The sequence below is a fragment of the Nocardiopsis listeri genome (genome assembly GCF_020741345.1).
Lineage (GTDB): Bacteria > Actinomycetota > Actinomycetes > Streptosporangiales > Streptosporangiaceae > Nocardiopsis > Nocardiopsis listeri_A.
Window position 1 is genome coordinate 1 of sequence record NZ_DYZD01000061.1, and the last position, 22,654, is coordinate 22,654.

Below are 22,654 nucleotides of genomic sequence, written 5' to 3' on the forward strand. Positions count from 1 at the left end.
TTGATCGGGCTCACTCCCTTGAACAGGAAGTAGTGCTCACCGACCTCCGCCAACCTTTCGCGGGGGATGTTGCGCCCGCGGGTGACGTTCTCCAGGAACGGGATGACCTCGTCCTCGCCCTCCGGTCCACCGAAGGAGATCAGCAAAAACGCGTCGTAAGGCCTCATGCTGTTCATGTAACCAGCTCCCGTGGCCCGTCCGGTTCCACCCCCGCCCCTTGTCGTGGGACTTCGGGTCCGAAAGTGACCGGCTCCACTCGGGGCTCTGGTCACATAAGTGACCGGTCGGTAATGTCAGCGCATGACTGATGTGTTGTGGCACACCTGGGCCGACACCTACCAGGCCCGCCCCCGTCGGACGACGGCCCCCGGCAGCACCGAGGAGGTCGCGGCGGCGGTGATGGCGGCGGCGGCCGAGGACCTGCGGGTCCGCATGGTCGGCACGGGACATTCCTTCACGGACGTGGCCATCACCGACGGGCTGCTTCTCTCCCCCACCTCCCTGACCGGGTTGCGCTCGGTCGACCCCGTGGCCGGTACCGCCACCGTCGCCGCGGGCACACCCCTGTGCGACTTCAACGACGCCCTGGCCGAGCAGGGGCTGGCGCTGGCCAACATGGGCGACATCGCCGTGCAGACCGTCTCGGGCGCGGTCCAGACGGGGACGCACGGCACCGGGCGGGACGCGGGCGGTCTGGCGAGCCAGGTGGTCGGCATGGAACTGGTCCTGGCCGACGGTTCGGTGGTGGAGTGCTCGGCCGAACACGAACCGGACCTGTTCCACGCGGCCCGGGTGGGGTTGGGCGCGTTCGGCGTCGTCACGGCGTTGACCTTCGCGGTGCGCCCGGCCTTCCTGTTGCGGGCCCGAGAAGCGCCCATGCCCTTGGACGAGGTGTTGGAGCGGTTGCCCGAGCTGCGCGCCGACAACGACCACTTCGAGTTCTTCTGGTTCCCGCACACGGGCAACACCAACACCAAGCGCAACAACATCAGTGAGGGGCCCGCCCGACCCCTGCCGCCGTTCAAGGCGTGGCTGGACGACGACTTCCTGTCCAACCGGGTCTTCGAACGGGTCAACCGGATGTGTCGTCGCTTCCCGGCGACGGTCCCCACGGTCAACCAGATCAGCTCCCGCGCGCTGTCGGCGCGCTCCTACACCGACGTCTCGCACAAGGTGTTCGCCTCGGTGCGGGATGTGCGCTTCGTCGAGATGGAGTACGCGATCCCCGTCGAACACGTGGCGGACGTCCTGCGCGAGACGCGTTCGATCGTGGACCGCGGCGACCACCGGGTGAGCTTTCCCGTGGAGGTGCGCTTCGCTCCCGCCGACGACGTGTGGTTGTCGACCGCCCACGAGCGCGAGAGCGCCTATGTCGCCGTGCACATGTACCAGGGGACTCCCTATCGGGAGTACTTCGCGGACTTGGAGGCGCTGTTCACGTCGGTGGGCGGACGCCCGCACTGGGGCAAGCTGCACACCCGGGATCGCTCCTACCTGGAGGAGGTCTACCCACGACTGGGCGACGCCCTGGCGGTGCGGGAACGGGTGGACCCGCACCGCCGTTTCGGCAACGCCTACCTGGACCGGGTGTTCGGCTGACCCGTGGTCAGCCGGTGGGCACCGATCCGCCCTGGGTGCCGTTCTGGGTCCCGCCCTGGGGAGCCCCGTCCTGCGGGGCGTCCCCTCCCTGTTCGCCGTCACCGGGTTCGGGTTCGACCGGATCCTGGGGCAGTTGCGGCTCGGGGTCCTCCGCCGGCGGTTCGGCCGGTTCGGTGGGCACGGACGGGGTGTCGGTGTCCTGCTCGCCCGGGCTCGTGCCGGGTTCGGCGGGGTCCTCCGTCCCCGTCCCGGGAGCGGTGTCCGTCCCCTCCTCCTGCGGCTCCCGGTCGTTCCCCGAGGTGTCGGCGTCCTCGTCCTCGCCGGTGTGGGCCGGGGCGGACTGGCCGCCCAACAGGGAGGGCGAGGTCGGCTCCTGCTGCCCCTGGGTCCAGGCGGTCAGGGAACGCCCGGTGAGCAACTCGAAGGCCAAGATGACCAGCATGACGAGGACGAACACCACTCCGGCGGGGATGAGGACGGCACGCCATCCACGCTCGGGCCGTGTTCCCTCCTCCCCGGTCGCGTCCGAAGCCGCGGTGTCGGAGTCGTCGTCGGGCCCTACCGAAGGCAGGAGTTCGGTCGGCTCGCCCGGGACCGGGTCGTGGGGCCGGGTGGGGTCGGCCGGGTTTCCGAATCCGTGCGCCAGGGTCTGACCGGGCAGGTCGCGTCCCAGGGAGGGCATGGCCATGGTCCGGGTGGCGTCTTCAGGATCCTGGAGGACCTCGGGGGCCTGGAAGGCGGTCGTGGCGTCGAGGTCGTCCTTCTCGGTGGCCGGTTCCGGCCGTTCCGTGAAAGGGGCGGCGTGGGAGTGCTTGGCCTTCTCCGCCAGCCCCTTGGCCCGCTCTCCGCTGCGGGTGATCCAGTGTTGGATCACCGGGGTGGCGCTGGTGCTGAGCACGGCCATGACGGCGGTACCGATGACGGTTCCGTAGACGTTCAGGTAGGAGGCCGCGGTCGCCGCGGTCAGGGTGGCCACGCCGGCCCCCACGACCTGCGTCACGCTCAGGTCGATGCGTTTGCCCTTGTCGTCCTTGTCGCCGTTGTCGTCCCGGTCGTCCCGGTCGTCATCGGTGTCATGATCGGCCCGCTGGGCCCGTCCGGTCGATCGATCCCGCTCGTTCGGACCGCCCCCGTACTCAGGTCTGGGCATGGTGTGGTCCCCCCTCCGTCGGCCGCGCGCGAGCGCGGCGGGACACTCGTCATGTCATGGGATGGGCGTGTGGTGGGGCAGATATCCCCGTAGGCCCCAACTCTCACATAACGCCCATGGGTGGATACCTAACACTAAGGGGGACAGGACTCTGATAACGCCATCAAATAAGAAGCGTCACCATCTGGCGTCCATCGGCGTGTCGAGTTGCGAATCATAAGGTGGATGATGTCGCCACTTCGCCCGAGATCGGAGTTTTTCCCGACTCTGGGGTGATTCGAGGTGCGCGGGATACCATCACCGCGGAGCCTTCGTGCGGAATCGGCGACATTCACCGACGATCGCTCCCGGTCGCGCAAGGCTCACCGTGTCAAGATTGGCAACGGAAGCGACCGTGAGGACCCCGAACAGCCGGGGTCGACTCCCACCGTGGTGACCACCACGGACCGGGAGGCGGGCACAGTTCGGACATGCCGGGCGCGGTACTGGCCGAACAGTTGTCGGCCGACCAGACTTGGAGAACGCGAGGGACGGTCCATACCGACCCTCGACGGGACGTGAAAGGGAGGGCGATGCACGAGCTTCGCCTCGTGGCCGTGAGCGAGGACGGCACCTATCTGGTGCTGGCCAGCACCGGCCGTGGAACCCGGTTCATGCTGCCCGTCGACGACCGTCTGCGAGCCGCCGTACGCGGCCAGTTCTCCCGGCTCGGCCAGTACGAGATCGAAGTGGAGAATCCGTTGCGCCCCAAGGAAATCCAGGCCCGCATCCGGTCCGGCGAGACCGCGGAGGCCATCTCCGAGATCTCCGGGATACCCATCGAACGGGTGCGTTGGTTCGAAGGACCCGTACTCCAGGAGCGCGAGTACATCGCGCAACAGGCCCAGCGCGCCACCGTACGCGCCCAGGGCGACGCCGTACCCGGTCCCTCCCTGGAAGAGATCGTCACCAAGCGGATCGGCGCCCACCAACTGGAGACCGGCGACGCCGTGTGGGACTCCTGGAAGCGCGAGGACCGCACCTGGCAACTCAAGCTCGTCTTCCTGCACGGGGGCGACGAGCGCGTCGCCCACTGGCTGTACGAGCCCAGACACAACTCCGTCGCGCCGGCCGACGAGGAGGCCGCAAGGTTCTCCTTCGAGGAGCCCTTGTCCGCCTCGCCCCCGACCGCGGCCAACGTCACCCCGTTCGCTCCACGCCGTAACGAGGCCACCACCGACCTGCCCCGCCTGGACGCACAGTCCGCCGCCGAGCGCCGCCCGGACCACGTCGCTCCGCGTCGCCTGTCGTCCGCGCAGGACACGCCGTTGGACGAGCCACTGCGCCCGGCTCCGCAGACGGACCAGTTCGGGGTACCGATCCGTGAGGAGGCCGGGCATCCGACGCGCCGGCGGCCCGAGCGGGGATCTGAACGCCCTCCCGAGCGGGCCCCCGAACGCGGGCCGGAGCGCACGCCTCAGGAGGCACCGCCCGCCGCCCCGATGCCCGGCTTCTCTCGGAACGAGCCGCCACGGCACCGACACCCGGCGGAACCGCCCGCGCGCTCCGAGCCTCCGGCGGAACGATTCACGGAGCGACCCGCCGAACGTCCCGTGGAGCGCCGTTCCGAGCGCCCCATGGAGCGGATCGAACACCACGACGAGCCCGAACCGGCACGTCCCGCGGCAGTATTCGACGAACCCGGCTCCGAGCCCCGACACCTGTCCGAGACGCGTGGCCGTCCCGACTCTCCGGGAACCCCGGACTGGATGGACACGCGACCGGCGCCGGCGCCCGAACCCGAGCCGGCTCCGCCCGCGGCCGAACCGGAACGACCGCGTCGACGTCGCGCCACCATCGACCTCAACGACAAGGGCACCCCACGACGGGCCGCGGACGAGCAGCCCCCGATTCCGGCCGCCGCCGGTGGCACCAACGGAGCCAACGCCGGGAGCGCCGCCGCTCCCAAGCGCAAGGGGCGAGGACGCCGCGCCTCGGTGCCCTCCTGGGACGAGATCATGTTCGGTTCGAAGAAGAACGAGTAGGCGCGCCCGCCGAGGCGAGGGGGCGATCACCGGTCGGTGATCGCCCCCTCGCTCTTGTCCGGTGTCCCCCGCTTGCGGGGAGCGTGCCTCAGGTGGTGTCGGCGCGCGGGCCTTCGTCGTCCATCAGGAAGGGCCGCACCATCTCCGGGGTGATCCGCCCGGCGAAGTCGACCGACTCCCCCAACGAGGCGTCCTGGGCCGTGTAACCGCCGGCTCCGGCGCCCACTGTCACCTGGAGGTCGGCCAACCCCGAGCGACGCTGGAACAGCGTCTGGGTCCAGGTCCAGCCGATCACCGCCGACCGCTCCACCGTGGCCTGGCCGCGTTGCAGCGAACCCGAGCGCACGCTCACCCGTTCCCCGTCGTAGCCGTGCCCCAGGGACCGGTACCGGTCCACCGCCAAGGGCACCCCGAGGAGTGCGAGCGCCCCGGCCACGATCGCCGGCCAGGTCAGGTCCAGGTACAGGGCCGCCCCCGCCACCACGACGAACGGCAGCACCGCTCGGGTGAGGCGCCGGTACAGGGCCGCCCGCGGGTGACGGGTGAGCCGGCCTCGGAACAGGTCCAGGGCGCGGTCGACCACCTCCTCCACCTTGGGACGGGGCCCGATCGGCAGCAGGACCGCACGGTTGGCGGTGTCCCCCAGGCCGGTGACGATGGCACGCAGTCGCACCGCCCTCCGGGTGCGTTCGAGGGGGTTGTCCCGCAGCTCGTACCCGCGGATGCGGCGCCGTTCCAGGGTGACGCTGCGGCGGGTGAACAGACCGCGTTCGGCCACCAGGGAACCGTCCCGACCCCGCAGCGCGAACCCCCAGTGGGTGAGGGCGTAGGAGACCACCGCGAAGACCGGCATCAGCAACACCAGAACGCCCACGGACACCGCGGCGAACACCACCAGGAAGCCTCGATCGGTGCTGGTCACCCAATCCACGAGGAAGTCGGTGGCCATCTGCCCCGCCGACTGTTGGACCATCCCGAACAGGGTGGCCAGGAGAACGAACGGGGTCACCAGGTGACCCACGCTGAGCGCCCCGAACAGATACCAGGTCCGAGGCATCCGGAAGTAGGTGACCGTGTCGTCCTCCGGCGCGGTCACGGATCCGGAGGTGTCCGTTCCGGCGGAGGTGGTGGCGGCGACGGAGGTGGCGCCCTCCTCCCCCGTCGTGGTCGCCTCCTCGCTCCGCCCGCTGAGCACGGCCTTGCGGTGCAGCAGGACCGTGCGCAGACGCTCGGCCTCGGCGGCGTCCACCGCGTCGAGCTTGCCGTCCTCGGTGGCACCCGCGGCCCCCGACGCGGCCTCGATGCGCACCACGGCCACACCCAGCACGCGGTGCAGCAGGGTGCTGGTGACGTCGACCCCGCGCACCCGTTCCAGGGGAATGGTGCGCCGAGAGCGCCTGATCAGGCCGCTGCGGATCTCCAGGCGTTCCTCGCCGATCTCGTAGCGGAAGGTCTTCCACGTGACGAACCCGCCGATGAGCAGGCCCAGGACCGCGAACAGGGTGGCGGTGAGGATCCAGGGGTTGAACCCGCCGACCACCAGACCGGCGGCGATCGGCAACAGCAGGCCCCGGATCTGGATGATGGGGCCGACGACCAGGGTGCGCGGGCTGAGTCTGCGCGCGGTCTCCACCCCGAAGGGCGGGCCTGGGCCGGCGGGGTCCTCGCCCCACCAGGAACGGAAGGCCCCTCCCTCTGGTTCGGCGGGTTCGGCGAAGGTGGGAGATCCAGGGGGCGCGGGGGTCGTGGGCCACCAGTGGCCCGGCCCCGCGGCGGGGCCGTGGTGGCCCGGAGGAGGTGTCGCTGGACCCGGCGCTTCGGGGGTGTCCGGGGTGCTGCCGGGCGCGACCCAGCCGCCGGACCCGTTCCCGGAGGGCTCGGACGGAGGGCTCTGAGGGTTCTGGTGGGGTTCGGGGAGCTCGTGGGGGTCCTGTCGTGGGTCCATCAGGTGGCGTCGTCCCGGAGCGTCCCGGCGCGCACGGCGAGTTCCTCACTGAGCCGACGCGCCTCCTCGGCGTCCAGACCCTCGATGGTCGAGGACCCCGCGTAGGAGGCGGTCCGCACCTGGAGCGTGGCCACGTCGAAGATCCGCTCCAACCAGCCCTGGGTGTGGTCGACCGTCTGCAACCGGTTGACCGGTACCAACTGCCAGGCCCGGCTGATCCAGCCGGCGCGGGTGTAGATGACGTCCTCGTTGACCTCCCACCGGTGCACCCGGTAGCGCCATGAGGGCACGATGGCGATCTTGAGCAGGGCGTAGACGACGTAGACGGAGGGGAGGATCCAGGCGTTCTCGTGCGCCCACGTCGGCACCAGGCTCCAGGAGAAATTCCCCAGGGCCCAGGCCGCGGCGCTGACCAGGGCCAGGTTGAACAGCGCGCCGAAGGCCATGCGCAACGTCCACACCCCGATCGATCGGCTGCTCACCCTCCGCAGCGGCGGGCGTAGTCGGGCCACGCCCGTCCCCGGGTCCGCTGAGTGGGGTGTCTCCCCCGGCTGGGGCACGGCGTCGTGGGGCGGGATGTTCGTCACCCACCCGAGTCTAGGCCGTATCTTCAAGGCCTCCGCTGGCCCCCGGGCCCGGCGGCGCCCGAGAGCCCCGTGGGCCCCGTGGCGGAATCGGAGACCGCACGCCCCGACCGGGGCGGTCGCGAGAAATCGGGGGGCGTGGGGAAGGGCTCGTTCCGGTCGGGTGTTCCTTTCAAAACGGGACACCTGCGCCCCCTGATTCCCGGGGCTGACATTTCGGGATGAGGGCGGCGACTGCACATATCAGCGTTCTGTCAGCGCCGGTCGGCACACTGAGGACAGACGCCGAAACGGAGGAACCTGATGACCGACGCCATCCGCGCGGAAGGTCTGGTCAAGGAGTTCAAGGGCGAACGCGCCCTGGACGGGGTGGACCTGATCGCCAGGACGGGGGCCGTGCTGGGCGTCCTGGGACCCAACGGATCCGGGAAGACCACGACCGTACGCATCCTGTCGACCCTGTTGCGCCCCGACGGCGGGCACGCCACCGTCGGCGGATTCGACGTGGTGCGCCAACCCCACGAGGTGCGCCGACAGATCGGCCTGACCGGCCAGTACGCCGCCGTGGACGCCGAGCTGACGGGTACCCAGAACCTGGTGCTCATCGCCCGCCTGTTGGGATTCGACCGGGCCCGGGCACGTGCCCGGTCCGCCGAACTACTGGAGCGCTTCGGGCTAGCCGACGCCGGCGGACGCCCGGCCAAGACCTACTCCGGGGGCATGCGCCGCCGCCTGGACCTGGCCGCGAGCCTGGTCGGCCGCCCGGCGCTGCTGTACCTGGACGAGCCGACCACCGGCCTGGACCCGCACAGCCGCAACGGCCTGTGGTCCGTGGTCCGCGACCTGGTGAGCGACGGGGTGACCGTGCTGCTCACCACCCAGTACCTGGAGGAGGCCGATCAACTGGCCGACGACATCATGGTGCTGGACCACGGCAAGGTGATCGGCCAGGGCACCCCCGAGGAACTCAAGAACCAGGCCGGAGACCAGGTCCTGGAGCTGCGCACGGTGGACGACGGTCGGCTGCCCCTGGCCACCAAGATCATCGAGGCGGTCACGAGCACCCCCGTCAACAGCGACGGACTGGTGGCCAGTGTGCCGGTCAACGACGCAGCCGTCCTGCCCGAGGTGGTCCGCCGCCTGGACGAACAGGGGGTGGCCGTGGGCGAGCTGTCCCTGCGCAAACCCAGTCTGGACGAGGTGTTCCTGGCCCTGACCGGACACTCGGCCCAGGCCACGGACACCGACAACGACCCCGAGGGAGCTCGCTCGTGAGCACCGTGACCACCCGGCCGTCGGCCGCCTCCTCCGGGCCCGTGCCGCATATCCCGCAGCGGATCAGTCCGCTGGTGACCGTGCAGAACGGGCTACAGCTCACCTGGCGCAGCGTGCTGAAGATCAAGGCCAACCCCGAAGAGGTCTTCGGGCTGATGCTGCAGCCGGTCATGTTCGTGACCCTGTTCGTCTTCGTCTTCGGTCAGGCGATGATGGGCGACTGGCAGACCTACCGGGACTTCCTGATGCCCGGCATCATCGCGCAGTCGGTCATCTTCGCGACCATGGGCACCGGTTTCAGCCTGAGCCAGGACGTGGAGAAGGGCATCTTCGACCGCTTCCGTTCACTGCCCATCGCCCGTTCGGCACCGCTGATCGGCGCGATCCTGGGCGACCTGGTCCGTTACGCCATCACCGTCGTCATGGTGCTTCTGGTCGGGCTGGCCATCGGGTTCCGACCAGAGGGCGGGGTGGTCGGTGTGCTGTCCGCCGCGGCCCTGATCCTGCTGTTCGCCTTCGCGCTGTGCTGGATGTCGGCCTTCGTGGGGATGCTCGCACGCACCCCCATGGCCGTGCAGTCCTTCGCGATGATCCTGTTGTTCCCGCTGACCTTCGGTAGTTCGGCCTTCGTCGCACCCGACGACATGCCGGGCTGGCTCGCGCCCATCGCCGCGAACAACCCGGTCACCCACGTGGTGGACGCCATGCGCGCGCTGATGATCGGTGGTGACGTCGCCGCACCGGTGACCTGGACCCTGGTGTGGTCGGTCATCATCACGGCGATCTTCTTCCCGCTGGCGGTGTGGGCCTACCGGCGCCGCACCTGAGGGACCACGGTGTGCACCCGAACGTCCCGCAGGGCGCCGCCGCACCGGAACGTTCGGGGGTTCCGGGCCGGGCTCGGGCTCAGCGGCGCCAGTCTCCGGCCTCGACGTCGTCGGGCACGATCGGCTCCAGCCACCGCACCATGTTCTCCAGGATCCGTGCCCTGGGCGTCTCGCTCCCTCGGGTGATCAGCCGCTCCGCCTCGACCCCTCCCAACGTGCGGGCCAGACGCGATCGCAGGGCCCCGATCCTGGCGGAGGCGGTGTTGAGGACCCCGCGCAGCCCGGCGCTGTACCCCGACAACTCGGCGGCCCACCGGGGATCGGTGTCCTCGGTCAGCCGGGAGAGGATCTCCAGCGCACCCAGACCGGACATGTCGGACCCGCTGCGGGAGAGCCACCACGCCCGGCCCGCCTCGGCCCAGGCCCGCTCCACGTCCCCCTCGGCCCACGCGAGTTCGGCGGCCAGGGTGCGCCAGGTGGGTTCGATGTAGACCTGCGCGAACCCGCCCAGGTCACGGACCAGGGGCTCGGTACGTTCCGGCAGCCGACGCGCCCCCTCCAGGTCTCCGGTGGCCTGCATCCAGTGGATCCTGGTCATGTGGTGGGTGACCCGGTATTCGTGCTCGGCCGTTTCGGCCCGGAGTCCTTCGAGTTCGAGGGCGGCACCCTCCGTGTCGCCGAGTTCCACCAGGATCTGGGCCATGAGGGTGCGAAAGAGCCCGCCGAGCCTGTTCAGCCCGGCACCCTCGGCCAGGTCGATGCCCTCTTGGAGCAGGTCCCGGGAGCGTTCCAGGTCGGTGGCCACCGTCGCCTCCACAAGCTGGGCCAGGGCGTTGCCCACCGCAGGAGCAGCGCCGGCAGGACCCGCAGCCGGGCACCGCCCACGGCGACGGGTTCGCCCGAGGGGCCGAGCACCTGGAGGGGACCGAGAATGGAGAACCACACGGCTTCATGATGACCGATCCCCCGGACCCACGCCTTCGGTTATCCACAGGCCCAGGCTTCCCCGCCGACCGACTCGGCGCCCGCTCCCGGGAGTCACAGGAGCTCGTCGGACCACAGTAGGGTTCGCTCAGGACCGTGTGACGGCGCCGGAGACGGCCCTCGCGCGCACGGTTCCACCGTGACGGGCGCCGGGGCTTGCCTCCCGTGTGCCGGGTCCGGTGCACAGCGATTCTCGCCTTATGGCCCGAAAGTCCAGCAGGAGCCCCATTTTGTTCCCGGTCTTGCCTTCCACCCGGACCGTCGCCGATCGCGGCGTCCCCCGCACCCATCCCGGTGTCCGTGCGGGTGCCGTCGTGGCGGGGGCCGCCCTGCTCGCGTCCACCGGTTGTGGCGTGCTCAACTCCGAACTGAGCGGCGAAATGCCCACCGACATCAACGTGATCAGTCCGATGATGCAGGAGGGGCAGCCTCTGCCCTCCGGCTACACCTGCGAAGCCGAGGGGGAGCCGGTCTCCCCGCCGTTGAGCTGGTCGGGTCTGCCCGACGACGTGGGTTCGATCGCTCTGGTGGTGGACGACCCGGAGGCCGCCCTCGTGTTCTGGGTCGTCACCGACCTGGACCCGCAACTGGTGGAGCTGCGACAGAACACCGTTCCGGCCGACGCCAAGATCGGTCAGAACAGTTCGGGGGAGGCCGCCTACGGAGCGCCCTGCCCAGAGGAGGACGACACCCACTCCTACCGCTTCACGGTGTACGCGCTCAACGAACCCCTCGATCTGCCCGAGGGCGCGGCACTGGACCTGACACTCGAGAACATCGCCGCGCAGGCCGTGGCCAGGGGCTCTCTCATCACCAACAGCGAGTGAAATAGCTCATAACGGGTGTTTCACACCCGGAGCCACCCTCCCACCAGGGGCCCGGGAACGAACCGAGGAAGCTCCCGTTGCCCTCTGCACACAGCGCACGACAGCACATACAGTAGGGCTGTGTCCCTCGCCCCTTTTCAGATGACCGATTTCAGCCCACCCGCCGCGCGGTACCCCGGCACGAGACCGCAGCGGGGCTTCGGCACCCACTTCGCGAAGGCGGAGTGGGTCCGGTACCCCGTGGTCGGCCGGAACCAGTGCGCCGCCCTCCCCCGGCCGGTCCTCATCCGACCGACACCCGGTGCGCCCAGGGCGCGGCAGACCTCCCCAAGGTAGTGCGTACACCATGACCGTCACCATCATCATCATCGCCGTCATCGTCGTGCTCGCCGTGCTGGTGCTCCTCCTACTGGGGATGCGGGCGCTCAGTCTCGGCTCGAACGACGACTATGACGACGACTACGACGACGACGTCCAGGACGATCGCGACGACCGACCCGACCGGGGCCGGGGCCGAGGGCGGGCCGATCTCGACGGCGATGACGAGGGGGACCGTGGCCGCCGCTCGGGTCGGTCGGAGCGACGGCCCAAGGGACGGCGGCAGCGCGGAGTCGACTGGGAGGACGACTCCGACGGGCTCTCCGACAACGACTTCTGGTCGAGCCTGAACGACGAGGGACCGGCGCAGACGAGCCCCCGTGATCGGGACGACGCCTACGGCGCGGGGGACGTCGGCGGTCACGAGGACGACGAGGACTACGACGACGAGCCCGTGCGCGGCGGCCACCCGGACCAGGGCCCGCCCACGCTGATCGACGCTCCGTCGGAGGAGCGGGCCCCGCGCGGAAGCGCCTCGGACCTGGCCATGTTGGCGGGCCTCGGGCACAGCGAGTCCCCGGGCGCCCCACCGCCCCAGCGCCCCGAGCCCCAGTACCCGGAGCAGCCGCATCGTCCCGCCGCCCTGGACTCGGGCCCCGCTCCTTCGGCGCTTCCCCCCACGCAGGGGTTGCCACCGTCGCAGCCGCCCATGCCCACCGGTTCGGGGATGCGCGACGACGACCCACTGGGGACGGGTTGGACCCCACCTCCGCCCTCGACGGGTGACCCCTTCGAGGGTCGTGAGCCCCTCACCCCGTCCGAGCGACTCGGGCTGAGCGAGGGGGGCGACCCTCCCGGCTCCTACGGTTCGGACCACACCCCCCTGGGAGCGGGGACGGGTTCCCCCGACCCGCTCGACCCGGGTTTCCGGCCGAGCCCCGGCGGTGACTTCAGGTCGCCGATCTGGTCCAGCCTGGACACCGGCGCCCACCAGCGCTCGGACCTGAACGGCTACGGCATGCCCGGCGCGCCGGGCGGTTCCGGGCTCGGCGGCCCCTCGGGCGCCATGCCCTCGCCCGGTCAGCCCATGGGCGGCCCGAGCGTGCCCGGTCACCCGACCCCCGGGTTGGGGTCGGGTCCGCTGACCGGCGGTTACCCGTCCGGGTCCTACCAGGGCGGGTCCTACGACCCCGACCTCGCCTCCACCGACTCCTTCGGTCGGCCGGAGTTCGACACCGGAACCCACCAACGCAACCCCTACGACAGCGGCACCCACACCCGGCCGGGCCACCAAGGCGGACTCACACCACCCCGACCCGAATACGACACCGGCCAACACAGCCGCCCCACCTACGACACCGACTCCTTCACCCGACCCGAGTACGACACCGGAACCCACCAACGCAACCCCTACGACAGCGGCACCCACACCCGATCGGACCACCTGGGCGGTCTGACCGGTCAGGGCGACCCCGGACGGTTCGACACTCCGGGCGCGACGGGTGCCCTGGGCGTGCCCGGTGGTCCCGGGGGTCCGGGCGGTCCGGTGGCACCGGGCGGACCGGCGATGCCCGGGGTTCCCGGTGCGGGCCACGGCGGCAACGTCCCCCTGTGGGATTCCCCGGAGGGAGCCGGATACGGAGGGCCGAGTAGGCCCACGCAGATGCCGGATGGACCCGGCGGGTCGGGTCGGACCACCCCGTACCCGACCGGTGGGTACCCCACCGATCCCGGATACGGGGCCGGCACCTACCAGAGCGGCCGGTTCGGCGGCCTGCCCTACAGCGATCACCTGCCGCAGCAGACCGATCGGTTCGGACGGCCGTTGGGCCAGGGCGGCCCCCCGCAGAGCCCCGGCGGTCAGGCTGGACCGGGTGGGCCCGGTGTTCCCGGCGGTCAGGGCATGCCGGGCGGCCAGGGCGGTTACTCGGACATGCTGGGCGGGAGCCTCCCGCCCTCGGACTACGGCTACCCGCAGGTGGAGGACTGGCGTCCCGAAGGAGAGCGGCCCGGCGCGGGCCCGCAGTACGGTGGTCCCGCCCCGCGGCCGGGTCAGGGTCCCTACGACGAGGAGCCCCGTCCCGGTTACGGCCAGGACTACTACGAGGGCGGTTACGAGGACGGGCGCTTCCGGTGACCGCGTAACCGGGTCCGGCCGCGCGCGACCGAGCGTGACACCGGCCCCCGTCCCCGAGAACGACGTCAGGTCCATCGCTTCACCCCACCGAGGTGGCGGCAACCCCGCCACCTCGGTTTTCTTATGTCCTGTTCGGTCCCCGGCGCCCCGAGCGACGAGAACGGTTACCAGAACCGCGATGGTTCGTCACTCGGTGTCATGAATATTGACTACAATGAGTGATTGAACATGTACCCATCGGGGTGTCCCCGCCGTCAGGCGCGCCGTCGCACACCCCCGTCGACGGACACCCCCGTCCATGTGCGCCCCCGCGCGCACCCGCCCGGTTCGACCCGAACGGAGCAACCATGCGCAACGACGCCCAGGGAGCACTACCCGGGCGGCGAGGAGACACCTCCCCGCCGCCGGGAACCCACACGGACCGCAAGGGACTCGCCGCCGACGTCGGCGCCTCCCTCGTGGTCTTCCTGGTCGCCGTCCCCTTGTCCCTGGGGATCGCCGTCGCCTCCGGCGCGCCCCTCGTCGCGGGCATCATCGCCGCCGTCGTGGGCGGCATCGTCGCCGGTCTGGTCGGCGGTTCGGTGGTCCAGGTCAGCGGCCCCGCCGCCGGACTCACCATCATCGTCGCCGACCTGATCTCGACCTACGGCTGGCGGGTCACCTGCCTCATCACGCTGGCGGCGGGACTCGTCCAACTGGCCCTGGGCGCGTTCCGCATCGCCCGCGCCGCCCTGGCCGTCTCCCCCGCCGTCGTCCACGGCATGCTCGCCGGGGTGGGCGTGACCATCGCCCTGGCCCAACTCCACGTGGTCCTCGGCGGCGCACCCCAAAGCTCCGCCCTGGCCAACATCGCCGACCTGCCCCGACAGGTCGCGCAGAACCACACCGCGGCGGTCATGGTCGGGGCCGTCACCATCGCCATCATGTTCGGCTGGAACCGGCTGCCCGCCATCGCCGGGGTACGGCCGGGCGTGATCCCGGCCGCGCTGGTCGCGGTCGGCACCGCCACCGTCATCGCGACCCTGGGACGTTGGGAGGTCGAGACCGTCGCACTGCCCGCCTCCCTGGCCGAGGCCTGGAGCGGACCCGCCCTGCCCGAGCCCGGTCAGTGGCACGGAATCGCCCTGGCGGTGGTGGCCGTGGCCATGGTCGCCAGTGTCGAGTCGCTCCTGGCCGCCATCGCCGTGGACCGCCTGCACAGTGGCCGTCGTGTTCGACTCAACCGCGAACTGTGCGGCCAGGGCGCCGCCAACACGGTCAGCGGCGCCCTCGGTGGACTGCCCATCGCCGGGGTGATCGTGCGCAGTACCGCCAACGTGCGCGCCGGGGCCCGAAGCCCGCTCTCCACGATCCTGCACGGGGTGTGGATCCTGCTGTTCGTGGCGTTCTTCGCACACGTGGTCGAACTGATCCCGATGGCGGCACTGGCCGCGCTGCTGGTGTTCATCGGCACACAGATGGTGTCCCTGGCACACCTGCGCGACCTGCGCCGCCACCACGAGGCCGCCGTCTACCTGGTCACCCTGTCCACCGTGGTGTTCCTGGGGTTGTTGGAAGGGGTGTGCATCGGGTTCGCGCTCGCCATGGTCATGTCCCTGCGACGGCTGACCAGGCTCACCGTGACCACCGAGGAACGTGACGGTCGCGTGCACGTCACGGTGGACGGATCACTCACGTTCCTGGGGGTGCCCCGACTCACCCACGTGCTGCGCACCATCCCGGTGGGAACCCGCGTGGACCTGGACCTGCACGTGGACTTCATGGACCACGCCGCCTTCGAGGCCATCCACGCCTGGCGGGTGGACCACGAACGTACCGGCGGAAACGTGGACATCGACGAGGTCCACGAGCAGTGGTACGCACGCAGCTCCACCCGTTCCGCTCCGGCCGCCAAGACCGTTCCCAGGGGACGCTGGTGGGCACCGTGGAACATGCGCGACCGCACCCGACCCGAGGAGGAGACCCACCCGCTCGGTCTGCTCACCGCCGGAGCCCGGGAGTACCACGCGAGCACCGCCGACCGGATGCGCTCGGTGATGAGCCGACTGGAAAACGGCCACCGCCCCACCGCGCTGTTCATCACCTGCGCCGACGCCCGGGTGGTACCCAATCTGATCACCGCCAGCGGCCCCGGCGACCTGTACACGGTGCGCAACGTGGGCAATCTGGTACCCGCCCCCGACGACCCGGACGGTTCCGTGGGCGCGGCGATCGAGTACGCGATCAACGTGTTGCGGGTGCCCTCCATCGTGGTGTGCGGCCACTCCCGCTGCGGAGCCATGCAGGCCCTGCTGGACCGGACCCATCGGGAGCCCGAGGAGGTGGAGACCACGCACATCCGCCACTGGTTGGCCAAGGGCGACGCCAGCCTGCGCCGGGCCCACGCCGAACACGCGGAACTCACCGCGCTGCCCACAGCCGAGGCGCTACGTCGCCTGGCGCAGGCCAACGTTGTCGAGCAGCTCGACAACCTCGAAAAGCACCCGACGGTCCGCGAGAAGGTGGAGTCGGGTGAACTGACCCTTTCGGGCATGTACTACGACCTGGAGTCGGCGAGGGTGCACTTGTTGAACCCCGTGACCGGCGACTTCGGACCGGTCCAGGGTGTCCGGGGCGAGCCCGAACCGGTACCGCCGCCTCAGCCGGCGGAGTCGTCGTCCGGAGCGTCGTCGCGTCCGTCCTGCTGAACGCCTGATGCCTGGTACATGGCGAGCAGGATGATCGCCACGATCGCCAGGATCGGCAGGCCGAAGAGGACCACCCAGACGGCGGTGGAGTCCAACGAGAGTCACCCATTCCCATGAACGCGGATGCCCGTCGGCCCGACCCCGTCGGGCCCACGGGCGTTCGTGCCCCGGGGACCGGAGCGCATGGGTCAATCTACCGGTGCCACAGGGGTTCGGACCATCACCACAGAGCGGTATCCCCGTATCCCCGGTATATCCGGTCCCACGCCGATACGCTCCACGGGACGGGGTTCTCGAGACACCGGGGGCCATCGGTGCGGGAGATCGAGACGAAGTACGGGGGCGCGGGCTCCGACGCCGTACCGACGGCGTCGGAGCCGGCTGGGCAACGCGATGGAGTGCGCCGAGCATGAGACCGCGCTCTCCGATCGAGAACAGATGCACGGCGCCCTGGCGGCCCTCGGCTACGAACCCACGGTCCGCATCGTCAAGGAACGTCGCACCGGCCGCCGGGAAACGATGGGGGTGTGCGTCGACATCGTCGAGGTCGCCGGCGGGTTCCTGGAACCGGAGTTGGTCGTCGACGACGATCGGGACGGCGTACAGGCCCAATCGGAACCAGGCGCCCGGGCCCACCGGCTCGGGGTCGAACTGGAGCGCACGAGTCGGACCCACGACACACTCGTCCGCCCGCCCTCGCCCTGAGGGACCACCGCGCCTGAGCGATTCGAGGAGTCCTCACGGCCCGAAGAGGTTGAAGAGGAGGGAGTCGGCCGGTAAGCCGGATTCTGTCGGGTCCTGACGGACCGGACGGTCATCCATCTGGGGCCGTCGTTACCGACGACCTCGGTGCGGTCTACCCGCGGACTCGGGCGGGCCGCCCTCGAACATCCGCGCGAGAACCCGAAGGTTCTCTTTTTGACCTTGCTCCGGGTGGGGTTTACCTAGCCGTCCGGATCACTCCGGCCGCTGGTGGTCTCTTACACCACCGTTTCACCCTTACCACCGCGATCGGTGGCGGTCTGCTTTCTGTGGCACTGTCCCGCGGGTCGCCCCGGGTCGGTGTTACCGACCACCCTGCCCTGTGGAGTCCGGACTTTCCTCGAACCCGCGCCGCGCGCGGGTCCGCGACCGTCTGGCCGACTCCCCCTCTGAAGGTCAGTCTAGCCCCTTCGAATGGGCGATGTCGTTGAAGGAGCGCACCACCTGGGGGCCGTCCGCGTAACAGTCCACCTCGGTCAGGCTCGCGGTGTCCAGGTGCATGCGATACAGCGCCTCGATGGGAGCGAGCATCGCCTGCTGGACGGTGACCTTGATCGGGGTGACATGGCTGACCAGCAGCACCCGACGGCCCCGGTGACGTTCCAGCAGGGCGTCACGGGCCTTCGCGACGCGTTCGGCCACCTGGGCGAAGCTCTCTCCCCCGGGCGGACCCGTCTCGGGGTCGGACAACCAACGGTCGACGTGCTCGGGGTCGCGTTCACGCGCCTCGGCGAAGGTCAGCCCCTCCCAGATCCCGAAGTCGGTCTCCACGAACCCCTCGTCCGACTCCACCGGAAGTCCCAGCAGGTCGGCCGCGTACCCGGCGGTCAGCCGGGTACGCGCCAGCGGCGAGGAGACGATCGCGTCGACACCGATCTCGGCCACACGGCGCGCGGCCGCCTCGGCCTGGGCGTGGCCCGCCTCCGTGAGGGGGATGTCACCACGTCCGGCGAAGCGCCGTTCGACGGACAGCGGCGTCCGCCCGTGCCGGAGCAGCAGCAGCCGGGTCGGCTCGGTGTCGGGCGCGCCCCAAACGCGGCTCATTCGGCGGCGGGGGCGTTCAACCCCGATTCCTCGGTGCGCACCAGGATGCGCCTGCAGTCCTCACAGCGAACGACCTCGTCGGCCGCCGCGGCCCGGATCTCATTGAGTTCCATGGTGCTCAGCGCCAGCTTGCAACCGTTGCAACGGCCGTAGCGCAGCGGAGCGACGGCCACACCGTCGTACTGGCCGCGCAGCTTGTCGTAGAACTTCATCAGGTCGTCGGGGATCTCGCCCGCCACCCGTTCACGGTCCTGGGCGAGGCGGGTGCGGTCCCACTGGATCTCCGCGGCGGCGGTGTCGCGGCGGGCAGTGACCTCGGTGACCTTGGCCACCGCGGCCTCACGCTCCTCACCCAGACGGACGACATCGGCGTTGATCGTCTCGGCCTCCTCCATGACCTCCAGGACGATCTCCTCCAGTTCGGACTGGCGACGCCCCAACGACTCGATCTCCGACTGCAGGTTCTGCAGGTCCTTGGCGTTGGTGATCGCACCCGACTCCAAACGCTTGGCGTTACGATCGGCGCGGGCGCGCACCTGCTCGACGTCGCTCTCGGCCTTGCGCTGGTGGCGTTGGATGTCGGTGGCCTTGGTCTGCGCCGTCATCAGATCGGCTTCCAGGGCGTCGGCCCGCTGCTTGAGCCGGGCCGCCTCGGCGATCTCGGGCAGGGTGTGCAGACGGTGTTCCAGAAGCTGGAGTTCGGAGTCCAGGCTCTGAAGGTCGAGAAGTCTGGCCTGCGCGGCGGGTTCGGCTTTCACTTGGGGTCTCCTGAGGATCGCGGTTGGGAGGCCTGCGAGGGCCGCCCGCGCTCTGTGCAGTTGTGGTCTTCGGTACTGCGGGTTCTACACGTGTTGGAAGGTCTGTGACCAGGCGTCCGTCACGGTGGTCGACACGTGGATCTCCACGTTAGCCCCATTCGGGCCGACCGAACGCCCGAGCGCGTCGCCCAGGTGGCTCGCACCGTCGGCCAGCCACGGCCATTCACCGGCGAAGTGCGCGGTGTCGATCAGGGCGGGGGCACCGGGCTGTTCGACGAACTCCGAGGCCGGGTGGTGACGCAGGTCGGAGGTGACGTAGACGTCCACCTCGGCGGCGCGGGCCGCGCCCAGCAGGGAGTCCCCGGCACCACCGGAGACGGCCACGGTGTTGATCTGGCGGTCCGGGTCCCCGGCGACCCGGATCCCGGCGGCGGTGGCCGGCAACGCTTGGGCTACCTGGTCGGCGAAGTCGCGCAGCAGGAGCGGAGCGGGCAGTTCACCGATTCGCCCGATACCGCGCCGTCCCTCGGGGTCGGTGGTGTCGGGGTCCAGCGGACGCAACTGTCCGGTGAGCCCGACGGCGCGCGCCAGGGCGTCGGAGACCCCCGGTGAGGCGGTGTCGGCGTTGGTGTGGGCGGTGTAGAGGGCCACACCCGAACGGATGAGCCGGTGCACGATCCGGCCCTTGGGGGTGTCGGCGGCCACGCTGGTGACCCCGCGCAGCATCAGCGGGTGGTGCGTGATGATCAGGTCGGCGCCCCGGGTGAGGGCCTCGTCGACGACGGCGTCCACCGGGTCGACCGCGAACAGGATCTTCTCCACCGGTTGTTCCGGGTCTCCGCAGACCAGACCGACCGCGTCCCAGGAGGCGGCCCACGATGGCGGGTAGACCTCCTCGAAGGCGGTGACGACGTCGAAAAGGGTGGCCGGATGCGTGGTAGAGGTGCTCACGGGCACGAGACTAACGCTCCGTGGCGCCGCGCACGTACTCGGACGCCTCATCGGTCGAGCCGGGTACCCGGAGCGCGAAGACGGTCGGTGACCACCCGGCCGCGTCCACACCGACCGGCGCCTGTTTGCCGCCGAAGAGGGCGCCGCCTAGAGTGCGGGCAGCGGCGAGCGGGAGGCGGAAAACCACATGCGGGACAGCACGGTCGAACTCCACGGGCGTCAGGTCGCCTACACCGACATCGGCGACCCCGACGGCACCCCCGTCCTGTTCTTCCACGGCGCCCCGATGAGTCGACGGAACCTGGGCGACCAGCACACCGAGTTCAGGGCGGCCGGTCTGCGAGTACTCACCCCGGACCGGCCCGGCTACGGCGGTTCGGCCCCCGCACCGGGTCGTACCCTCACCGACTGGGCCGATGACATGTCCGCCTTCGCCGACGCCCTCGGCCTGGACCGGTTCCTGGTGGCCGCGCACTCCTCCGGCGGCCCCTACGGCGTGGTCACCGCCGCCCTGCTGCCCGAACGGGTGCACGGCACGGTCGTCCTGGGCGGGGTCACCGACTTCGCCTGGGAACCGGCCTGGGAGGGCTACCCGCCGGAGGAGTGCGCCATGATGCGGCTGCCCGACGAGAAGGCCGCCCTGGAATGGGGCGAGCGCAACCTCGGCGAACGCTCCGCCGAGTGGCCCGAACCGGACCGGAAGCTGTTCGCCACCCGCCACCTCCCGCACCTGGCCGCCTCGGCCAAGGAGGCCTTCGCCCAAGGGGTCGGCGGCTACACCCAGGACGCCTGGGTCCAGGGCCGCCCCTGGACCTTCGACCCCTCGGCCGTCGCCTCCTCGTTCCTGGTGGCCCACGGCGACCAGGACACCGTGGTGCCCCTGGCGCACGCGACGCACACCGCCGCGCTCGTGCCCGGGACCGAACTGCGCATGCTGCCCGACCACGGCCACGTCACCGTGCTGTGGGAACTTCCCGGGATGCTCACCGAACTGCGCGAACGCCGCTGAGGACCGCCGCCCGTGTGAGCGGCCGCACGGCCCATCGGCCCACCGCCCGGCCTAAGGTGGTTCGACGATGAACAACACCGAACAAAGACCTCAGTCCCCGATCGGCGCGCACGTTCCGGTCGCGGGCGGCATGGCCACCAAGGGCCTGGCCTACGCGGAGAAGATCGGCGCCGAGACCGTCCAGGTGTTCGTGTCCAACCCCCGCGGGTGGGCCACCAACGACGGCGACCCGACGCAGGACGCGATGATGCGCGAGCGCACCGACCTGCCCGTGTTCGTGCACGCCCCCTACCTGATCAACCCCGGTACCCCCAACGAGGAGACCGCCGCCAAGTCCATCGTCTCGATGGAGCACGCGCTGCGGCGAAGCGCGCGGATCGGCGCGCTGGGCGCGGTCATGCACACCGGTTCGGCCGTCTCGGGCACCCGTGAGGACGGGCTGGCCCGTGCCCGCGAGCGCCTGCTGCCGATGCTGGAGCGACTGGGCGAGGACGTGCCCCCGCTGCTGCTGGAGCCCATGGCCGGGCAGGGCCAGGTGCTGTGCGCCACCGTCGACGACCTGGTCCCCTACTTCGAGGCCCTGGACTGGCACCCCAACGTGGGTGTGTGCCTGGACACCGCGCACCTGTTCGCGGCCGGTCACGACATCTCCACGGTGGAGGGCATGCGCGAGGCACTGGACCGTTTCGGCGAGGTGGTGGGCGCCGATCGGCTCAAGCTCGTCCACTGCAACGACTCCAAGGCGCCGTGCGGGAGCAACAAGGACCGGCACGAGAACATCGGTAAGGGCCACATCGGCGCCGAACCGTTCGCCGAGCTGTTCCGCCACCCGGTGACCGCGGGGGTCCCCATCACCCTGGAGACCCCGGGCCCGGAGGGGCCGCACGCCGAGGACGTGGACACCCTCAAGAAACTGCGCGAGCAGGCCTGAGACGGCACTCGCCCCTCTGGCCCGCCGGATCACACCCGGTCCGGCGGGCCTTCGTCGGAGGCTTGGTCGTTCGACCGTCCCCGAGCCTCCTCGGACAGCGCCAGGTCCACGCGGCGGGCGGTCTCGGCGATGACCCGCCCGGCCAGGAGCGCGGTGACGGCCATGATCACCCCACCGACCAGGAACGGCAGCGCCAGGTCGACGCGTCCGAGGGTCCCGCCCAACAGCGCGCCGATCGGGGTGATGCCCCAACCGATCATCTTGCTCGCCCCGTTGACCCGTCCGCGCACGCGGTCGGGGACCACGGTCTGGTAGTAGGGGCTCGCCGCGATGTTGGAGGCCACGATGCAAAATCCGAGTCCGACCAGGAAGACGAAGGCCGTGTAGGCGCCGGGGGCCAGAGCCACCGCCACCGACGCCGCGGCCACCCCCAGGTAACCGCCGAGGACGACCGTGCGCCGCCCCAGGCGAACGATCAGTCGATCCGTGACCAGGGTGGCGAACACGCCTCCGATCGCCGACGACATGGTGAAGGCTCCGAAGTAGACGGCCCGGACCCCCAGGTCGCCCTGGGCGTAGAGCACCAGTACGGCGCCGCCCATGTTCGCGCCGATCATCATCCCGGCGTTGCAGAACATGTTCCCGCGCAGGATCCGGTCGCCGAAGACCTGACGGAACCCTTCCCCGGTCGAGCGCCAGAACCCCTCGGGTCCGGCGTGCGCGTCCTCTTCCTTCGCCGGGGCGGAGCGGCGCCACACCATCGGGATGGCGCACAGCAGAACCACGCACAGGGCGTAGGAACCGGCGATGCCCAGCAGGGGCGCCACCGCTCCGGCGACGAA

At 70.6% G+C, this 22,654-nt stretch carries 20 protein-coding genes and 1 other RNA gene; 10 read left to right on the forward strand and 11 right to left on the reverse strand.

Going from position 1 to position 22,654, the window contains the following annotated elements:
• A partial coding sequence (locus K8V84_RS03955) for a ferrochelatase (protein WP_304070527.1) occupies positions 1 to 167 on the reverse strand: 167 nt, incomplete at its 3' end.
• A 133-nt stretch (positions 168 to 300) separates the two neighbouring features.
• Here K8V84_RS03955 and K8V84_RS03960 point away from each other — a divergent pair.
• On the forward strand, positions 301 to 1,599 hold the full coding sequence (locus K8V84_RS03960; protein ID WP_304070482.1) for a D-arabinono-1,4-lactone oxidase: 1,299 nt from the start codon (positions 301 to 303) through the stop codon (positions 1,597 to 1,599).
• Positions 1,600 to 1,606: 7 nt separating this feature from the next.
• On the opposite strand, the gene K8V84_RS03965 is transcribed toward K8V84_RS03960, so the two are convergent.
• Positions 1,607 to 2,749, reverse strand: coding sequence for a hypothetical protein (locus tag K8V84_RS03965; RefSeq protein ID WP_304070483.1), 1,143 nt, complete (start codon positions 2,747 to 2,749; stop codon positions 1,607 to 1,609).
• A 572-nt stretch (positions 2,750 to 3,321) separates the two neighbouring features.
• Here K8V84_RS03965 and sepH point away from each other — a divergent pair.
• Positions 3,322 to 4,773 carry a septation protein SepH gene (sepH, locus tag K8V84_RS03970; protein WP_304070484.1) on the forward strand — a complete coding sequence of 484 codons (1,452 nt, stop codon included), beginning with the start codon at positions 3,322 to 3,324 and terminating at the stop codon, positions 4,771 to 4,773.
• Between the two features lie 88 nt (positions 4,774 to 4,861).
• Here sepH and K8V84_RS03975 read toward each other — a convergent pair whose 3' ends face one another.
• Both K8V84_RS03975 and K8V84_RS03980 read right to left on the reverse strand, forming a co-directional pair.
• Positions 4,862 to 6,718 carry a PH domain-containing protein gene (locus K8V84_RS03975; protein ID WP_304070487.1) on the reverse strand — a complete coding sequence of 619 codons (1,857 nt, stop codon included), beginning with the start codon at positions 6,716 to 6,718 and terminating at the stop codon, positions 4,862 to 4,864.
• The gene (locus K8V84_RS03980) at positions 6,718 to 7,305 is read right to left on the reverse strand and encodes a PH domain-containing protein (protein WP_304070490.1); all 588 of its coding nucleotides are present in this window, start codon (positions 7,303 to 7,305) and stop codon (positions 6,718 to 6,720) included. Before K8V84_RS03980 ends, K8V84_RS03975 begins: the two co-directional genes overlap by 1 nt.
• Positions 7,306 to 7,605: 300 nt before the next feature.
• Here K8V84_RS03980 and K8V84_RS03985 point away from each other — a divergent pair, with 300 nt between their 5' ends.
• Positions 7,606 to 8,577, forward strand: a complete 972-nt coding sequence (locus tag K8V84_RS03985; protein ID WP_304070492.1) for an ATP-binding cassette domain-containing protein — start codon at positions 7,606 to 7,608, stop codon at positions 8,575 to 8,577.
• Positions 8,574 to 9,404 (forward strand): ABC transporter permease, encoded by an 831-nt coding sequence (locus K8V84_RS03990; protein ID WP_304070495.1) that lies wholly within the window; start codon positions 8,574 to 8,576, stop codon positions 9,402 to 9,404. The genes K8V84_RS03985 and K8V84_RS03990 overlap by 4 nt, the downstream gene beginning before the upstream one ends.
• A gap of 79 nt (positions 9,405 to 9,483) precedes the next feature.
• On the opposite strand, the gene K8V84_RS03995 is transcribed toward K8V84_RS03990, so the two are convergent.
• Positions 9,484 to 10,245, reverse strand: a complete 762-nt coding sequence (locus tag K8V84_RS03995; RefSeq protein ID WP_304070497.1) for a hypothetical protein — start codon at positions 10,243 to 10,245, stop codon at positions 9,484 to 9,486.
• 373 nt (positions 10,246 to 10,618) lie between these two features.
• Here K8V84_RS03995 and K8V84_RS04000 point away from each other — a divergent pair, with 373 nt between their 5' ends.
• The 3 genes from K8V84_RS04000 (at position 10,619) to K8V84_RS04010 (ending at position 16,357) form a co-directional block, all read left to right on the forward strand.
• Entirely contained in the window at positions 10,619 to 11,215 is a 597-nt protein-coding gene (locus tag K8V84_RS04000; protein ID WP_304070499.1) for a YbhB/YbcL family Raf kinase inhibitor-like protein, read from the forward strand.
• 346 nt (positions 11,216 to 11,561) lie between these two features.
• A complete protein-coding gene (locus K8V84_RS04005; protein WP_304070502.1) occupies positions 11,562 to 13,670 on the forward strand; it encodes a hypothetical protein in 2,109 nt (702 codons plus the stop codon).
• Positions 13,671 to 14,017: 347 nt separating this feature from the next.
• Positions 14,018 to 16,357 (forward strand): bifunctional SulP family inorganic anion transporter/carbonic anhydrase, encoded by a 2,340-nt coding sequence (locus K8V84_RS04010; RefSeq protein ID WP_304070505.1) that lies wholly within the window; start codon positions 14,018 to 14,020, stop codon positions 16,355 to 16,357.
• On the opposite strand, the gene K8V84_RS04015 is transcribed toward K8V84_RS04010, so the two are convergent.
• Positions 16,309 to 16,452 (reverse strand): hypothetical protein, encoded by a 144-nt coding sequence (locus K8V84_RS04015; RefSeq protein WP_190318368.1) that lies wholly within the window; start codon positions 16,450 to 16,452, stop codon positions 16,309 to 16,311. The genes K8V84_RS04010 and K8V84_RS04015 overlap by 49 nt on opposite strands.
• 298 nt (positions 16,453 to 16,750) lie before the next feature.
• On the opposite strand from K8V84_RS04015, the gene K8V84_RS04020 reads away from it, so the two are divergent.
• Positions 16,751 to 17,062: a CYTH domain-containing protein gene (locus K8V84_RS04020; RefSeq protein WP_304070509.1), complete on the forward strand. Its 312-nt coding sequence runs from the start codon at positions 16,751 to 16,753 to the stop codon at positions 17,060 to 17,062.
• Positions 17,063 to 17,118: 56 nt separating this feature from the next.
• Here the strand turns inward: K8V84_RS04020 and rnpB are convergent.
• From rnpB to K8V84_RS04040, 4 genes are all read right to left on the reverse strand, one after another.
• An RNA gene (gene rnpB, locus K8V84_RS04025) (RNase P RNA component class A) lies at positions 17,119 to 17,504 on the reverse strand.
• Between the two features lie 11 nt (positions 17,505 to 17,515).
• Positions 17,516 to 18,163 (reverse strand): histidine phosphatase family protein, encoded by a 648-nt coding sequence (locus K8V84_RS04030; protein ID WP_304070513.1) that lies wholly within the window; start codon positions 18,161 to 18,163, stop codon positions 17,516 to 17,518.
• Positions 18,160 to 18,921, reverse strand: coding sequence for a zinc ribbon domain-containing protein (locus tag K8V84_RS04035; protein ID WP_304070516.1), 762 nt, complete (start codon positions 18,919 to 18,921; stop codon positions 18,160 to 18,162). The genes K8V84_RS04030 and K8V84_RS04035 overlap by 4 nt, the downstream gene beginning before the upstream one ends.
• 84 nt (positions 18,922 to 19,005) lie before the next feature.
• Entirely contained in the window at positions 19,006 to 19,878 is an 873-nt protein-coding gene (locus K8V84_RS04040; protein WP_304070519.1) for a Nif3-like dinuclear metal center hexameric protein, read from the reverse strand.
• 181 nt (positions 19,879 to 20,059) lie between these two features.
• Here K8V84_RS04040 and K8V84_RS04045 point away from each other — a divergent pair, with 181 nt between their 5' ends.
• Together K8V84_RS04045 and K8V84_RS04050 are read left to right on the forward strand one after the other, a co-directional pair.
• Complete coding sequence (locus K8V84_RS04045) at positions 20,060 to 20,881, forward strand: alpha/beta hydrolase (RefSeq protein WP_304070522.1); 822 nt, start codon at positions 20,060 to 20,062, stop codon at positions 20,879 to 20,881.
• A gap of 67 nt (positions 20,882 to 20,948) precedes the next feature.
• Positions 20,949 to 21,812, forward strand: coding sequence for a deoxyribonuclease IV (locus K8V84_RS04050; RefSeq protein ID WP_304070525.1), 864 nt, complete (start codon positions 20,949 to 20,951; stop codon positions 21,810 to 21,812).
• Between the two features lie 29 nt (positions 21,813 to 21,841).
• Here K8V84_RS04050 and K8V84_RS04055 read toward each other — a convergent pair.
• Positions 21,842 to 22,654, reverse strand: an 813-nt coding sequence (locus tag K8V84_RS04055) for an MFS transporter (protein ID WP_304070526.1), incomplete at its 5' end; no start/stop codon positions are given.

Coding starts and splice junctions, on each gene's coding strand:
- K8V84_RS04050 (WP_304070525.1), top strand. CDS start 20,949: ATGAACAACACCGAACAAAGACCTCAGTCCCCGATCGGCGCGCACGTT.
- K8V84_RS03985 (WP_304070492.1), top strand. CDS start 7,606: ATGACCGACGCCATCCGCGCGGAAGGTCTGGTCAAGGAGTTCAAGGGC.
- sepH (WP_304070484.1), top strand. CDS start 3,322: ATGCACGAGCTTCGCCTCGTGGCCGTGAGCGAGGACGGCACCTATCTG.
- K8V84_RS04030 (WP_304070513.1), bottom strand. CDS start 18,163: ATGAGCCGCGTTTGGGGCGCGCCCGACACCGAGCCGACCCGGCTGCTG.
- K8V84_RS04020 (WP_304070509.1), top strand. CDS start 16,751: ATGGAGTGCGCCGAGCATGAGACCGCGCTCTCCGATCGAGAACAGATG.
- K8V84_RS03965 (WP_304070483.1), bottom strand. CDS start 2,749: ATGCCCAGACCTGAGTACGGGGGCGGTCCGAACGAGCGGGATCGATCG.
- K8V84_RS04010 (WP_304070505.1), top strand. CDS start 14,018: ATGCGCAACGACGCCCAGGGAGCACTACCCGGGCGGCGAGGAGACACC.
- K8V84_RS03975 (WP_304070487.1), bottom strand. CDS start 6,718: ATGGACCCACGACAGGACCCCCACGAGCTCCCCGAACCCCACCAGAAC.
- K8V84_RS03960 (WP_304070482.1), top strand. CDS start 301: ATGACTGATGTGTTGTGGCACACCTGGGCCGACACCTACCAGGCCCGC.
- K8V84_RS04005 (WP_304070502.1), top strand. CDS start 11,562: ATGACCGTCACCATCATCATCATCGCCGTCATCGTCGTGCTCGCCGTG.
- K8V84_RS04045 (WP_304070522.1), top strand. CDS start 20,060: ATGCGGGACAGCACGGTCGAACTCCACGGGCGTCAGGTCGCCTACACC.